This window comes from Billgrantia lactosivorans, assembly GCF_003254665.1.
Taxonomy (GTDB): domain Bacteria; phylum Pseudomonadota; class Gammaproteobacteria; order Pseudomonadales; family Halomonadaceae; genus Halomonas; species Halomonas lactosivorans.
The window spans coordinates 740,899-755,991 of the sequence record NZ_QHGY01000001.1 but is presented as its reverse complement, the minus strand read 5'-3'; the positions used below and the strand labels follow the sequence as shown (position 1 = coordinate 755,991).

Genomic DNA, 15,093 nt, shown 5'->3' with positions numbered 1-15,093 from the left:
CAACATAGTCGCAAGCGCTGGCATCAGCCAAACCTGGCGAAGCCTCACGCTGCCCGCTTATGCTGGGTCAATCCGATCGGAGCGGTATCCTTGCCGGTGCGCCGGCACACGAGGAGGTAGCCATGCGACTCAGGGTGCTTTCCGACCTGCATCTGGAACATTTCGACGAAGGGCGCGAGTTGCCGGACGTGGCGGCGGATGCGGTTATCCTCGCCGGGGACATCCACCGCCATGCGGAAGGCCTGGCCTGGGCCGCCGAGCGCTTCGCCGGGCTGCCGATCCTCTACGTGCCGGGCAACCATGAATTCTACGGCGGCTGCATGCCGCTGCTGCGCCAGGCGCTGGCCGCCGAGGCCGAGCGCCTGGGGATCCATCTGCTCGACAACCGCTCGCTCAGCCTGGGGGGCGTGCGCTTCCATGGCACCACCCTGTGGACCGACTTCGCGCTCCATGCCGACGACCCGGACCACGACCCGGCGCTGACCGAGGAGAAGGCGCGCTGGCTGATGCCGGACTTCAGCATCATCGAGCAGCCGGTGGGGGAAACGTTCAGCCCCGCGGAGAGCCAGCGATTGCACAGCGAAGCCCTGGCCTGGCTCGCGGGGGAGCTGGCCGAGCCCTGCGTCGGGCCACGGGTGGTGATCAGCCACCATGCGCCGCTCGCCGGATGCATTCCGCCGCGCTATCGGGGCGATGCGCTGTCGCCGGCCTTCGCTTCCCATCTGCCGGCGATGATGGGACGCATGGACCTGTGGATCCATGGCCACGTGCACGAGCCGGTGGATCGCGAAATCGACGGCACGCGAGTGCTGGCGAACCCCGGAGGGTACCCGGGGGAGTTCGAGCCGCCTCTGTTCGTGGCGGACCTGGTCATCGAGGTGTGAACGCCGCCCCGGTGGTAGCGTGAGCGGCATTGGCGGGGAGCGCAGGCTCTACGGCGCCATCCCTGGCGCCGGCAGCCGGGGGCGGCGGTCAGTGGAAGCTGGCGGCGTTCAGCCACAGGTGGGTGATGATGCTGGCGACGTAGCCCAGCGCAATGACCGGCGCCCAGCGCAGGTGCCCGGCAAAGGTGTAGTAACCACGCGCCTGGCCCATCAGCGCGACGCCGGCGGCGGAGCCGATGGAGAGCAGGCTGCCGCCGACCCCGGCGGTCAGCGTGATCAGTAGCCAATGGCCGTGGGACATCTCGGGCTGCATGGTCAACACCGCGAACATCACCGGAATGTTGTCCACCACCGCCGAGACCAGGCCCAGGGCGATATTGGCCCAGGTGGCGTTCCAGCCGTTATAGAGCAGTTCCGACACCAGGCTCAGGTAACCCAGGAAGCCCAGGCCCCCCACGCACATCACCACGCCGTAGAAGAACAGCAGCGTGTCCCATTCGGCCCGTGCCACGCGGTTGAAGACATCGAACGGGACCACGCTGCCGAGCTGGGCCAGGCGGCGCTCATCCCCCGCCAGGGTGTAGCGTTCGCGCTTGCGCTCCAGCGAGCGGGGCAGGGTGCGGCGCAGGTAGTAGCCGAAGAACTGCAGGTAGCCGAGGCCCGTCATCATCCCCAGCACCGGGGGCAGGTGGAGCAGGGTATGGCTGGCCACGGCGGTGGCCACGGTGAGCAGGAACAGGGCGATGATTCGCCGTGCGCCACGCTTGAGGTCGACCTCCTCATCGACCCCATCCGGGGTGCGATTGCCGAGGAACAGGCTCATGGCCACCGCCGGCACGAGGAAGTTGACCAGCGAGGGCACCAGCAGGGCGAAGAACTCGTAGAATTCCAGCATGCCGGCCTGCCACACCATCAGCGTGGTGATGTCGCCGAAAGGGCTGAAGGCGCCGCCGGCGTTGGCCGCCACCACGATGTTGATACAGGCCAGGTTGATGAAGCGCTTGTCGCCCTCGGCCACCTTGATCACGACGGCGCACATCAGCATGGCGGTGGTCAGGTTGTCGGCCACCGGCGAGATCACGAAGGCGAGACCGCCGGTGAGCCAGAACAGCTGGCGGTAGCTGAAGCCCTTGCGTGTCATCCAGGAGCGCAGTGCGTCGAAGACCCGGCGCTCCTCCATGGCGTTGATGTAGGTCATCGCCACCAGCAGGAACAGCATCAGCTCGGCGAACTCGAGCAACGTCTCGCGAAAGGCGTGTTCGGCCTCGTTGGGCATGCCGGCCTGAACGTAGACCCAGCCGATCATGGCCCAGATCAAGCCGGCGGCGACCAGTACCGGCTTGGACTTGCGCATGTGGATCTTTTCTTCGGCCATCACCAGGCCGTAGGCGAGAACGAACAGGGCCACGGCGGCGAAACCGACCAGCGAGCTCGTCAGCACGAGAGGCCCGGTGGCGGCATGGGCCAACGGGCTGGCGAGACCTAGCAGAATGACGGACAGCAGGGCGCCTGGCCGACGGAGGGACCGTGGCCTGGCAGGGGCAGGACAGCCGATGGGCATCTTGATAATTCCTGGGAAGGGAAAGGGGGAAAAGACACCGCCTGTATATCACGCCGTGTTGCGCTGCGGTATCGTCCTGAGGCCGCTCTGCCATGCCAGTTCGGCATGGGGCCTGGCAGGGCGAGTCGTGCCGTCGTGCAGAGCAGGGGTGACGGCATGTGCTAGCGTAAAGCCGGGGCGCCATCGGCATCGTAGGCAGGCCAGGAGGAAGCCATGCACATCGTCATCTTGTCACTGCAGGTCTCGCTGCCCGGCTGTGCATCGCTGAAGGAGAAGCGGCAGCGCATGGGCGGCGTGCACGAGCGCTACGGCCGCAACCCGGCGATAGCCGTATGCGAGAGTGGCCAGCAAAATCGGCTGGAAGCGAGCGAATGGACCTTCGTGGTGGTCGGCAACGAGCGGCAGAAAGTCGAGTCCCTGTGCAGCGAGATCGAGGACAGGGTGCAGCGCACGGTGGACGGCCGCGTCATGCAGGCTAGACGTGAAAGCGTGTAGCGGTCTTTCGCCGTGACGGGCGGCTTCCTATTCGCGTTCGCTGATTTTGCAGCGCGTCAAAATGCGGCAAGGCAATCCCTGAGCGACCTTTGCTGGTGCAGGGAAGGGGCGCCGGGACGAAAGGGCACAAAGCCTGCGATGCTGTTTTTCTTGCAGGGCTCTGTTTCTAAAGGAACTCTGTAATTATTGGCGCAGTAATCGCATTATACTGGGCGACTGGAAACCCATGGTGGGTATCGAGTACCGATCAACGCTGAAGGAAGGTGGGTTGCATCTTCCTCGGCAACGTCGCCACCGGCTGAACGAACGCCTGGCGATTTACCGATGTGAGCTGGCGTGCTCCACCTGACCCCCTTCGGGGGGTCTTTTTTATGTCGGGTCAGGGTGAGCGCTTGGGGCCCTGGTCACAACACGACCTTGGTCGTGTGCGGGGTCAACGCAGCCAGAGCTGCTATGGTCTAGACATGCCTCCATCGTGACATCGCCATGCCTGCCATCTTCCAGCGCCTGTTCAATGTCCGTCGCGACGAGTTCCTGCCGGTGCTGCTTGCCATCATCTTCTTCTTCTGCGTGCTGACGGCACTGATGGTGCTGCGCCCGGCACGCGAGGCCCTGGGGTTGCAGGGCGGCATCGGCGCCGTGCGCTGGCTGTTCATGGGCACGGCACTGGCTACGTTGCTGGTCAACCCGATGTTCGGCCTGCTGGTGAGCCGGCTGCCCAGGCTGCAGTTCATCTCGGCCACCTATCTCTTCTTTGCGGCCAGCCTGCTGGTCTTCTACTTCGTGATGACCCGGACCCCCGCTGTGATCGGTGTGACCACGGGGCAGGTGTTCTATGTCTGGTTCAGCGTGTTCAACCTGTTCGTGACGATGGTGTTCTGGGCGCTGATGGCCGACCGCTTTTCGCTGGCCCAGAGCAAGCGATTCTTTGGCCTGATTGCCGTGGGCGGAACCTGCGGGGCGATCTTCGGTCCGTGGCTGGCGACGAGGCTGGCCGCTCCCCTGGGCACTCCGGGCCTGCTGCTGGTCTCCACTGGCTTTCTGGCGCTGGCGTTGGCCTGTGCCTGGGGGGTGGCGCTGCTACAGCCCTCACCCGGCGAGGAGGAGAGAATCGACAGGGAAGCGCCTGCCGTCGACGAAACAGCACGCATTGGCGGTAGCGCCTGGGAGGGCTTCCGCGCGGTGTTTCGTTCGCGCTACCTGTTCGGCATTGCCGCCTACGTGATCATCCTGGCGGTCATGGCGACCTTTCTCTATTTCACCCGGCTGCAGATGGTGGCGGCGGTGGACGACGACCTGGACCTACGCACCACCCTGTTTGCCCGGATCGACCTGATTACCCAAGTGGCCACGCTGGTGCTGCAGGCGGTGGTGGCGGGCCACTTGATGCGGCGGCTTGGTGTGGCGATCACCCTGATGCTGCTGCCGTTGACCGCGGCGCTGGGTTTCGTGGGACTCGCCATCGTCGGTTCGCTGGCTGCGCTAATCGCCTTCGAGGCAGCCTTCCGTGCCGTGCAGCGGGCACTGATGCGACCGGCGCGCGAGACCCTCTACACGGTCGTCAGTCGCGAAGACAAGTACAAGGCCAAGGCCTTCATCGACACCTTCGTCTATCGCGGTGGCGATGTGGTCGGCGCCCAGGTCGAGGGGCTGCTGGCGCGGCTGGGATCCGGTCTGGCCGCGGTGGCCAGTGTTGCCGTGCCGCTGGCATTGGTATGGGCTGGGCTGGCCCTGTGGCTGGGCCGTACCCAGCAACGCATTGCCGAGGCCAGCGAGGCAGCAGCGGAAGACCGAAAGCCGCAGTACACGTAAAGGAGCCAACATGATCTCGCGTCGCGACTATCTCAAGCTGAGCCTGGCCGCAGGAGCGGCCTTGAGCGTTTCGCCCAGGCTGTTGTGGGCCGAGGACCGTCAACTCGAGCCCATTATCCGGGCGATTCCCGCTTCGGGTGAACGACTCCCCGCGGTAGGGTTGGGCAGCTCCGCCACCTTCGCCGAGGTGGCGAGAAGTGAAGACGTGGAGGCGTTGCGAGAGGTATTTCTCGCCATGCGCGAGCATGGCGGCACGGTGTTCGATACCGCACCGGCCTATGGCGCTTCCGAAGAGGTGGCCGGGCGGCTTGCGGCAGAGCTCGGCATCACCGAGGAGCTCTTCTGGGCCACCAAGGTGAACGTCGCGGGGCGTGGCGGCGGCAGTGCCGACCCAGCGGCGGCGCGCGCACAGATCGCGACCTCCTTCGAGCGCATCGGCAAGCGTCCCCTGGATCTGATTCAAGTGCACAACCTGGGTGATGTACCGGTACAACTGGGCCTGCTCAAGGAGCTGCGCGAAGCGCAAAGGGTGCGCTACATCGGAGTGACCACCACTTTCGAACGCCAGTACGATCAACTCGAGCGCATCGTGGCCGAAGAGCCGCTGGACTTCATCGGCATCGACTACGCCATCGACAATCGCGACATGGAGCAGCGCATCCTGCCCATGGCGCAGGATCGCGGCATCGGTGTGCTGGTCTACGCTCCCTTCGGGCGCACGCGCCTGTGGAATCGCGTCCGGGGGCATGAACTACCGGATTGGGCTGCGGACTTCGATGCCCACTCCTGGGGCCAGTTCTTCCTCAAGTTCGTGCTGTCTCACCCCGCCGTGACGGTGGCCACGCCGGCCACCAGCAGGCCGCGCCACATGGTCGACAATATGGGGGCTGCCTTGGGACGATTGCCCGATGACGCCATGCGCGAGCGCATGGTAGCCCACCTCGAAGGCCTGTAGAAAAAGCTGCCAGGGAGAACCCTGACAGCTTTCCTTTCAATGGCCTGTTCCGTTCCCGAGGCCTCCTCGCCTCGCTCGTTCGTCCCTGAACGCGAGAACGAAAGGGGCCTGATCAATGCCCCTGGTTCTTGCCACCCTTGCGGCCGGCTTCGGAGGCCTTCTGCGGGTCGTTGGCAAAGTTGCCACCGCTGTGCTGGCCGCCTTTCTGGCCGGCCTCGGCGGCCTTCTGCGGGTCGTTGGCAAAATTGCCGCCGCTGTGCTGGCCGCCTTTCTGGCCGGCCTCGGCGGCCCGCTGCGGATCGTTGGCGAAATTGCCACCGCTTTCGTGACCGCCTTTCTGGCCGGCCTCGGCGGCCCGCTGCGGGTCGTTGGCGAAGTTGCCGCCGCTCTGCTGGCCACCCTTGTGACCGGCCTCGGCGGCCCGCTGCGGGTCGTTGGCGAAGTTGCCGCCGCTCTGCTGGCCGCCCTTGTGGCCGGCCTCGGAAGCCCGCTGCGGATCGTTGGCGAAGTTGCCACCGCTGTGCTGGCCGCCTTTCTCGCCGGCCTGGGAAGCTTTCTGCGGATCGTTGGCAAAATTGCCCGGATTCTGGTTGCGCTGTGCCATGTTAGATCTCCTTCCTGGTTTGCCTGTCGAATCACAAGCGAGATCGTACTTCCAATCGTACTTCCATTTACCGGTTTTCCGGCACTGCTGGCGTCTGCCATCACGGTTCAACGTAGGTACGGCCAACCGGCATATCAACCAATGTCGGGTTTCCTAATGAAAAGAAAAGTTGGCGTACCTAACGAAAGTTTGCCCACAACGGCGCTAGCTGCGCCCCGGCGTGTTTTCATCCACTGTTGGTTGAGATTTCGCCAGTCAGGCCACGGGATAGGCTAGGGTAACGGGAGGAAGTCACTCGCAAGGCAAGGACAGCATCGATGGCATACTTTATTGCACTGAGCGGTCTGGTTCTGATCGGCCTGGTGGTCTACGACGCCGTCCAGACGACGCTGTCGGCAGCTCGCGCGGGGCCATTGGCCCGTCTTCTGGGGCGCTTCGTGTGGCTGTCCGTCCTGAGGTTGCACAGGCGTTTCTCGCGGCATGGCTGGCTGGAAGCCGTTGGGCCCTGGGTGACGGTCGCCTTGATGGTGACCTGGGTAGGGTTGATCTGGCTGGGCTGGTGGCTGGTCTTCTGCAGCCAGGAAGCGGCCGTGTTTCACCCCGATTCCGGCACGTTCGCCAACCCCATGGAGCGGCTCTACTTCGTCGGCTATACCATCACCACGCTGGGCTACGGCGACTTCGTTCCCGGTTCCGCCGAGTGGCAATTGCTCGCTGTGGTGGCGGCCGCCAATGGCTTCTTCCTGCTGACGCTTGCCGTGACTTATATCCTCTCGGTGATGTCCGCCGTGGTCCAGAAGCGCCAGTTGGCACTATCGATTCATGCGCTCGGCGAGACCCCGGCAAGCATCGTGGAGAACCTGGTCGGGGAGGGCGACTTCAGCGTCCTGGCCGGTCAGGTCGACGAATTGCAGCCGACCATCATCAGCGTGGGCCAGCAGCATCTTGCCTATCCGATGCTGCATTACTACCACCAGGGCGACATCGAGCGCGCCCTGCCGGTCGCTCTGTGCCGGCTCTACCAGGCGCTCGCCATCGTCTGCCATGGCAGTACGTCCCTGTCCCCTTCGGTGCGCGTCAAGCTGCAGGCGACGCTCTACGCGCTGGACAATTTCCTGTCGGTGCTGTGCCACGACTTCGTTCGGCCAGGCCGCCGCACGCCTGAGATCGCTGCCGCCTGGCTGCCCGCCACGGCGGCACTCGACGTCTCGCCGGAAGCGCTTTGCCAGCGCCTCGAGGCCTTGGAGGAGCAGCGCACCTGGCTGGCCTATGTGCACAAGGATGGCTGGGACTGGCGCGCGATGTGGGTGCATTAGTTGATACAGGTCAACAAGACTGAAGCTGTGCACAGCCAATGGTCGTAAAGCCTCTGGCGCTGCCGGGTCGCCTGAGGCTTCATGGCGCCACGTCCGTAAATGGAATCAGTGCAACTCCGACGACTCGTCGCAAAAAAAGATGACCCGAGCCATGAAAACGAACGCAATAAACGGAGGCAGGCTCGCCAGCCTCAAGCGGCTGCTGGCACCCAACCTTCAGAACAAGATCCTGCTTCTGGTGCTGGTGCCGCTGATCATCTCCTCTTCCTGCCTGTTGATCCTCGAAGGCCGCGAGCGAATCGACTCCAATCGCAGTCAACTGGAGCAGCAGCGCGAGCAGCTGCTCGAATCCCGGCGCCATGGGGTCGAGAACGTCGTCGACATGGCCAGGAGCCTGGTCGACAGCGTGGCTGAGAGTGGCGGCGATGGCGAGGCGGCCCGACAGGCCGCCATCGGTCTGCTGCGCGACCTGCGCTTCGAGGAGGACAACTATGTGTTCGTCTTCGACGACGAGGGCACCATGCTGGTCCAGCCGGCGGTTCCCGAGCAGGAGGGGCGTAACATGCTGGGTGCCCAGGATCCCAACGGCAAGCCGTTGATCCGCGACATGATCGACATCGCGCGTCGCGGTGGAGGAGCCTACCAGTACGAGTGGCCCAACCCGGCGAGCGGCGAAGTGGAGCCCAAGTACTCCTATGTCGTGGCCGTTCCCGAGTGGAACTGGGTGATCGGTGCCGGCGTGTATGCCACGGGAGTGGAAGAGGCCATGGCCGTTATCGAGCGCACGGCCAGGCAAGACCTGATCGATACCCTGCTGCGGCTGTGGTTCATGGCCTCGGCCATCAACCTGAGCATCACCCTGTTTGCCATCTGGATCACACGCCGCACGGTTCACCGGATTCGCCGTACCGCCAGCGACATGAACGAGATCGCCCAGGGTGTCGCCGAGGGCCGCGGCGACCTGACGCAGCGCCTGAGCGTGACCAGCCGTGACGAGATCGGCGAACTGGCGCGGCAGTTCAACGGCTTTCTGGCGCGCATCCAGGCGACGTTGCGCGAAGTGAGGGAGAGCGCCAACGACGTCTATGCCGCCGCCTTGAGCATCGCCCAGAGCAGCGATGAGCTGGCCGCGCGCACCGACCAGGCGGCGGCCAGCCTGCAACAGACCTCCTCGGCCATGGAGCAGATCACCTCCACCGTGCAGAACAATGCCGAACATACCCAGCAGGCAGACCAGCTGGTACGCGGCAGTGGGGAAGTGGCGCGTCAGGGCAAGGCATCGATGCAGCGGGTCGAAGCGACAATGGAGGAAATCAGCGCCTCCTCGACCCAGATCGGCGAGATCGTCTCGTTGATCGACGGCATCGCTTTCCAGACCAACATCCTGGCACTGAATGCTTCCGTGGAGGCGGCACGGGCCGGCGAGCACGGTCGAGGCTTTGCCGTGGTCGCCCAGGAGGTGCGCTCCCTGGCGCAGCGGTCGGCCGACGCCGCCCGCGAGATCAGTGGGTTGATCGAGGAATCGGTGGCGCGCACCCGGCAGGGCACCGATATCGTGCAACAGGCCGGCACCACCATGCAGGAGATCTTCGCCAGCATCGCCAAGGTCAACGACGTCATCGCCGAGATCAGCGCCGGCTCGCGCGAGCAGAGCATCGGTATCCACGAGGTCAATGCGGCGGTCAGCCAGATGGATGCCATGACCCAGCAGAATGCGGCGATGGTCGGCCACAACAGCGATACGGCCGCCGCCATGCGTGGCCAGGCGGAAAAGCTGACGCGCCTGATCAACACCTTCGTGCTTGGCGGCGAAGCAGCGCTGCCACAGCCCGCCAGCCTCGGCCAGGGACAGTCGGGACCATCGGCAGCCAGCGCGTCCAATGCCCGGGCGCTTCCACGGCAAGAGGCGAAAGCCGCCGAAACGGAATGGGAGGCCTTCTAGCCCCGCTGAACCCTTGCCCGGGAGCGGCAGAGGGGCGACGATGGATCGGTGAGCCGGAAGGGAGCCTTACCTTGGCGGAAACCCTATCGTCGAAACCTGCCATTCCAGTGGGTATCAGTGCCTGCCTGATGGGCGAACAGGTGCGCTACAACGGGGGACACAAGCGCTCCCGCTACTGCCTTGAGGTGCTGCAGGAGTGCTTCGCCTTCGAACCCTTCTGCCCCGAGCTCGAGGCCGGCCTGGGGGTGCCGCGGGAGCCGATCCGTCTGGTCGGCGCTCCCGGCGAGCCGCCGCGGGTGGTGGGCACGGTCGACCCGAGCCTGGATGTCACCGACCGGCTGCGCGAGGTCGGCGAGACGTTCGTCGCCCGCCACCGGGACCTGCGCGGCTTCATCCTGATGAAGGGCTCGCCGAGCTGCGGCCTCGAACGGGTCAAGGTCTACCATGACAACGGCATGCCCAGCCACGCCGACTCCGGCCTCTTCGTGCGCGTGCTGCGCGAATGCTTCCCCGAGCTGCCGCTGGAGGAAGAGGCGCGCATGAACGACGCCGTGCTGCGCGAGAACTTCATCACCCGCGTGTTCGCCTTCGACGACTGGAAGCGCCACGTCGAGGAGGCGGCGGAGTTCCATGCGCTGATCCAGTTTCACAGCCGCCAGAAGTACCTGCTGATGGCGCACCACGTCGAGGCCTATCGCGAGCTGGGCCGCTACCTCGGCAGCGAAGCCCATGCCCAGCCGCTGGCGAAAGTAAAGTACCGCTACCTGCAGCGGTTCATGGCGGCGCTGTCGCGCCCGGCCACGCGCAAGACGCACACCAATGCCCTGATGCATGTGCTGGGCTACCTCAAGCGTGAGCTGGAAAGCGAGGTCAAGCAGGACCTGCTGCAGGCGGTGGAGGAGTACCGGCTGGGGCACGTGCACCTGGCGGTACCGGTGCGGCTGCTCAACCACTACGTCAAGCGCCACGGCTCGGACTACATACGCCGCCAGACCTACCTCGACCCGCACCCGTACGAACTGGGCCTGCGCAACACGATCTAGCGGAGCGGCACGCGGCGATGGCGTTCTCGACCCGAGCGCGATCATGCCTGCTGGTTGTGCCGGCCGAACTGCAGCTGTGCCAGGTGACGATAGAGCGGGCTCTGTTCGAGCAGTTCGCTGTGGCGGCCGGCAGCCACCAACCGGCCCTCGTCGAACACCAGCAGGCGATCGGCGGCGGTCACCGTGGCCAGGCGATGGGCGATCACCAGGCTGGTGCGCCCGGACATCAGCCGGTCCAGCGCCTGCTGCACCAGGCGCTCGCTTTCGGCGTCGAGCGCGCTGGTGGCCTCGTCTAGCAGCAGCACGCGGGGATCCTTGAGCAGTGCCCGGGCGATGGCCAGGCGCTGTCGCTGGCCGCCGGAGAGCTGAACGCCACCGGGACCTAGCTGGCTGTCGAAGCCGCGGGGCAGGGCCTCGACGAAGCCCAGGGCGTTGGCGTCGCGGGCCGCGGCCCGCAGCTCCTCGGGCGAGGCATCCGGCTTGCCGTAGCGCAGGTTGTCGGCCACCGAGCCGGTGAACAGCAGCGGTTCCTGGGCCACCAGGCCCATGCAGGCGCGCAGTGCTTTCGGATCGAGCTCGCGCAGGTCGATGCCGTCCAGCGTCACCTGCCCCCGGTCGGGGTCGTGAAAGCGCAGCAACAGCCCGAGCAGGGTGCTCTTGCCGGCGCCGGAAGGCCCGACCAGGGCGACCCGCTCGCCGGGGCGTATCCACAGGTCGAGGGAATCCAGCGCCGGTAGCGCGCGCCCGGGATAGGCGAAACTCACCTTCTCCAGGCGGATCTCGCCGCGCAGGGGCATGGGCAGGGGCGTCGGCTCGGCCGGCGCCTGGATGCCGGGGGCGGCGTCGAGCAGCTCGAGCAGGCGTTCGGCGGCACCGGCGGCACGCTGCACGTCGCCGGCGACCTCGGCCAGGGTGGCCACGGCGCCTGCCGCGAGTACCGCATAGAAGACGAAGGCCGAGAGTTCCCCCGCGCTCATCTCGCCGGCCAGCACCGCCTGGCCGCCCTGCCACAGCATCACGCCCACGGCGGCGAATATCGCCAGCATGGCGGCAGCGGTGAGCCAGGCGCGCTGGCGCGTGCGTACCACGGCGGTGGCGAAGGCCTGCTCGACGCGCTCGCCGTAGTCGCGCCGATCGATCGCCTCGTGGTTGAACGCCTGTACCGTGCGGATGCCGCCCAGGGCCTCGCTGGCATAGCGGCCCAGCTCGGCGACCCGGTCCTGGCTATGACGCGAGAGCCGCCGGACGCGGCGGCCGAACCACAGGATCGGCAGCACCGTGGCCGGAATGCCGACCAGCACCAGCGCCGAGAGCCAGGGCTGGGTGACCAGCATCAGCCCCGTGGCGCCCACCAGCATCACCAGGTTGCGCAGCGCCAGGGAGATCGACGAGCCGAACAGCGTCTGCAGCACGCTGGTATCGGCCGTCAGTCGCGAGGCGATCTCGGCCGCGCCGTGGTCGCGGTGCTCGGCGCTCTCGAAGTAGGCCGGTTCGAGCTCGAGCAGGTGGTCGAAGACCCGGCGGCGCAGGTCGGCGGCCAGCCGCTCGCCGATCCAGCTCACCTGGTAGTAGCGCAGCGCCGAGGCCCCGGCCAGCAGTACCACCACGCCGAGCATCGCGCCGAGGGTCTGGTTGAGCCGGGCGCTGTCTTCGGCCAGGAACCCCTGGTCGATCACCAGGCGCAGCCCCTGGCCCAGCAGCAGCACGCTGGCGGAGGCCACCAGCAGTGCCAGCGCGGCCATCGCCAGGCGACCCCGGTAGGGAGCGAGCAGCGCCAGCAGGCGCAGCAGGATGCGGGGGTCGGGGCGTGGAGTCATGGAGGCGGGTCGTTCGCGGCGGGCATTGCCGACACGATACCAGCGCCGCCGCCTCAGTGCATGGAGACGAGGCGCTGGTTCGCCGCGCCTCGTCTCGTTGCACTCACCCCAGCAGCCGGCTCCAGCGGCCGTACTCGCCGCGGATCGGCCCGCGGCGCAGGCTCAGCGCGATCACCGCGGCGCCGCAGGCCAGGCTGTTGACGGTGGCGAGCATGCCGGCCCCGTTCAGGAAGGGGGTGAACAACAGCATGGCCCCCAGCGGCAGCAGCAGCCAGCGCACGGGGCGTGCCGATTCGGCCATGGCGATCACCCCCACGGTGACGATCAGCGAACCGACCAGGTGGTCCCAGTCGGCCTGGGCACCTTCGGCCCCGAAGGTGACGCGAGTGAACATCAGCCAGGCGCCGATCAGGATGCACAGCGCCAGGTTCCAAGGCAGGTTCACGCCGGTGCCGATGGCGTCGCCGAGGACCGTGGTCGGCTTGCGCCGGAAGTTCTCCTCGGTCGACTCGTTGGGCCCCTCGTCGGTGTCGCCGGTAAAGAAAATCTTGAGCACCGGGGCGCCGGCCTGGTGGCGCCGCTTGAGGAACTCGCCGGTGGCGACGAACTCGTTGAAGGCGTAGGCGATCTGCAGCAGCATCGCGCCGGCCTGGATCAGGCACAGGGTGCACCAGGTGCCGATCAGGATCGGCTGGATGATGATGAAGGTCACCGAGACCACCCCCAGCGGCACGATCAGCACGCCGAACGAGGCCACGATCCAGGGCATAGTGCGCCAGCGGTTGGTCGCGCCGATGAAGCCGAGCAGGATCTCCAGCATGTAGACGATGCCGCCCAGGCCCGCATCCGGCACCGGCCACGCCTCGGAGGCCTCCGAGGTGATGATGTCCTCGGTGCCGTTGAGCCCGCCGCGGGTGCCGTCGAAGAAGGGATCCCACACCGCGTCGATGTGGCCGAGCTGATAGGCGGCGAGGTAGCGCGAGACGAAAAAGCCGACGACCGCCAGGGCGATGATCGGCATGCGCTGGAACCAGCTCGAGGGGTTGTTGTTCCAGCCCGGCGGCAGGGTGGGGCCGGTCATGGCCGCCGCCGGCGAGATCCCCGGGGCCGGGCGCACCAGGGCCGAGAAGCCGATGGCCAGTGTGCCGACCAGGGTGCCATTGAGGTAGGCCGCCGCGCTGTCGCTCCAGAACACCAGCGGCGCGAACAGCACCCACAGCCCGACCAGGGCGCAGGTCCAGCGCGCCCAGCTGAGCTTCAGCGACAGCGAAAGGGCACCGAACAGCGCCAGCAGCAGGCCCGAGACCATGTCGCTCACGGCCAGGCCGCCGCCGTAGCCGAGCGTGGCGGGCGAGGCCACCAGCCAGGCCCCCAGGCCGACGTTGAAGAAGTGTGCCCACAGGAAGCGATAGTGCTCGCGCTGGACATGGGCCTGGTGATCCTCGAGTACCCGTTCGGGGTTGACGCCTTTCTCCTCGGCCTCCTCGATCCAGTCCGGCGGGGTGATGCCGTTGGCCCGGTACCAGCCGTGGGGATCCTCCAGCAGGCTGTCGACCATCGCCTCGAGCGTATCGTAGAGCTCGTGGCGCGGTTCCCAGCCGAGCTGCTCCCGCGCGCGGCGAATGTCGAGTTCGTAATGGTCGTCGGCCATGTCGATCATGAAAGGACGGATGAAGGGCTTTTCGCCCTTGTCGAAGTCGTCCGGCACCAGCGGCTCGCTCTTCTCCTCGAGCAACGCGCCGGTCCTGGCCAGCGGCTTGGGCATGACCACGGTCTTCCATCGCTTCTTGCCGTGGATCAGTTCGCCCAGGCGGTTCTGCAGCGCCTCGTAGCTGACGGCGTGCTCTTCGCCGATGAGGATCTCGTTGTGCTCGGGCAGTTCGCGGCGGCGGTCGATGGTGCGGCGGAAGGCATCGATCATGTCCTCCTTGTGCACGCAGGCCTGGCCGGCGTTGGTATTGCCGGAATAGAAGTGGCTCTTGAGGGTGTGCTCGTAGATGCGCGCGATCTGGTGCGACAGCGTGGGCACGCTGGTCTTCTCGTCATACATGCCGGCGAGACGCAGCAGGGTGTAGGGCATGGTGGCGTGTTCGCGGATGATCGCCTCGGTTCGCGCCTTCGACCTGGGGTAGGCCCAGGTGGGGCCGATCGGCGTCTCCTCGCTGACCCGGCGGCCGGGCACCTGCGGCTCGTGCACCAGCATGGTGCTGGAGTAGATGAAGCGCTCGACGTTCATCTCCGCCAGCCCCTCCAGCAGGTTGCGCGTGCCCTGTTCGTTGACCTTTTCGTAGAGCGGCGACTCCTCGCCGGTGAAATCGAAGTAGGCCGCGAGATGCACCACCGCGGCGATGTTGCGGCCGTGTCGCGCGGTGATCTCGTCCATCACCTCCTTGATGGAGGCGCTGTCGGTCAGGTCGAATTCGTAGCTCTCGTCCGCCTCCTCCGCTTCGTTCCGGTCGAGGGCGATGATGCGGTAGTCGTCGTTCAGGCTCTGGGTCAGGGCCGTTCCGACGCCCCCCGCAGCCCCCGTGATAATGACCAACGGTTTTCCCTGGGTTGCCACATCCTTGTCCTGCATGGCCAGGATTCCCTCCTTTGGCGGCGTTGATGCGCATCGCGCTGCTGCACACTCAAGCTAGTCGGGTTTGCGCCGACACGGCAAAC

11 protein-coding genes are annotated in these 15,093 nt (G+C 66.3%); 7 read left to right on the top strand and 4 right to left on the bottom strand.

The genetic code is table 11. From position 1 onward, the window contains the following. Nucleotides 1–122: 122 nt before the first annotated feature. A complete protein-coding gene (locus DIS04_RS03385) occupies nucleotides 123–884 on the top strand; it encodes a metallophosphoesterase family protein (RefSeq protein ID WP_111412298.1) in 762 nt (253 codons plus the stop codon). Between the two features lie 88 nt (nucleotides 885–972). Here the strand turns inward: DIS04_RS03385 and nhaD are convergent, their stop codons facing one another. Next, nucleotides 973–2,445, bottom strand: a complete 1,473-nt coding sequence (gene nhaD, locus DIS04_RS03380) for a sodium:proton antiporter NhaD (protein ID WP_111412297.1) — start codon at nucleotides 2,443–2,445, stop codon at nucleotides 973–975. Nucleotides 2,446–2,658: 213 nt separating this feature from the next. Between nhaD and DIS04_RS03375 the strand changes: the two genes are divergently transcribed. The 3 genes from DIS04_RS03375 (at nucleotide 2,659) to DIS04_RS03365 (ending at nucleotide 5,707) form a co-directional block, all read left to right on the top strand. Further along, nucleotides 2,659–2,940: a DUF503 domain-containing protein gene (locus DIS04_RS03375; RefSeq protein ID WP_111412296.1), complete on the top strand. Its 282-nt coding sequence runs from the start codon at nucleotides 2,659–2,661 to the stop codon at nucleotides 2,938–2,940. Nucleotides 2,941–3,426: 486 nt separating this feature from the next. Then, entirely contained in the window at nucleotides 3,427–4,752 is a 1,326-nt protein-coding gene (locus DIS04_RS03370) for an NTP/NDP exchange transporter (protein ID WP_111412295.1), read from the top strand. A 10-nt stretch (nucleotides 4,753–4,762) separates the two neighbouring features. Further along, nucleotides 4,763–5,707 (top strand): aldo/keto reductase, encoded by a 945-nt coding sequence (locus DIS04_RS03365; protein ID WP_111412294.1) that lies wholly within the window; start codon nucleotides 4,763–4,765, stop codon nucleotides 5,705–5,707. A 112-nt stretch (nucleotides 5,708–5,819) separates the two neighbouring features. On the opposite strand, the gene DIS04_RS20925 is transcribed toward DIS04_RS03365, so the two are convergent. Further along, nucleotides 5,820–6,311 carry a con-10 family general stress protein gene (locus DIS04_RS20925; RefSeq protein ID WP_111412293.1) on the bottom strand — a complete coding sequence of 164 codons (492 nt, stop codon included), beginning with the start codon at nucleotides 6,309–6,311 and terminating at the stop codon, nucleotides 5,820–5,822. 317 nt (nucleotides 6,312–6,628) lie between these two features. Between DIS04_RS20925 and DIS04_RS03355 the strand changes: the two genes are divergently transcribed. The 3 genes from DIS04_RS03355 (at nucleotide 6,629) to DIS04_RS03345 (ending at nucleotide 10,612) form a co-directional block, all read left to right on the top strand. Continuing rightward, a complete protein-coding gene (locus DIS04_RS03355) occupies nucleotides 6,629–7,627 on the top strand; it encodes a potassium channel family protein (protein WP_111412292.1) in 999 nt (332 codons plus the stop codon). Between the two features lie 151 nt (nucleotides 7,628–7,778). Continuing rightward, the gene (locus DIS04_RS03350; RefSeq protein ID WP_111412757.1) at nucleotides 7,779–9,569 is read left to right on the top strand and encodes a methyl-accepting chemotaxis protein; all 1,791 of its coding nucleotides are present in this window, start codon (nucleotides 7,779–7,781) and stop codon (nucleotides 9,567–9,569) included. 71 nt (nucleotides 9,570–9,640) lie between these two features. Then, entirely contained in the window at nucleotides 9,641–10,612 is a 972-nt protein-coding gene (locus DIS04_RS03345) for a YbgA family protein (RefSeq protein ID WP_111412291.1), read from the top strand. Nucleotides 10,613–10,653: 41 nt separating this feature from the next. On the opposite strand, the gene DIS04_RS03340 is transcribed toward DIS04_RS03345, so the two are convergent. Beyond that, complete coding sequence (locus DIS04_RS03340) at nucleotides 10,654–12,429, bottom strand: ABC transporter transmembrane domain-containing protein (protein WP_111412290.1); 1,776 nt, start codon at nucleotides 12,427–12,429, stop codon at nucleotides 10,654–10,656. Nucleotides 12,430–12,532: 103 nt separating this feature from the next. After that, on the bottom strand, nucleotides 12,533–15,007 hold the full coding sequence (locus DIS04_RS03335; RefSeq protein WP_111412289.1) for an NAD-dependent epimerase/dehydratase family protein: 2,475 nt from the start codon (nucleotides 15,005–15,007) through the stop codon (nucleotides 12,533–12,535). Nucleotides 15,008–15,093 lie beyond the last annotated feature (86 nt).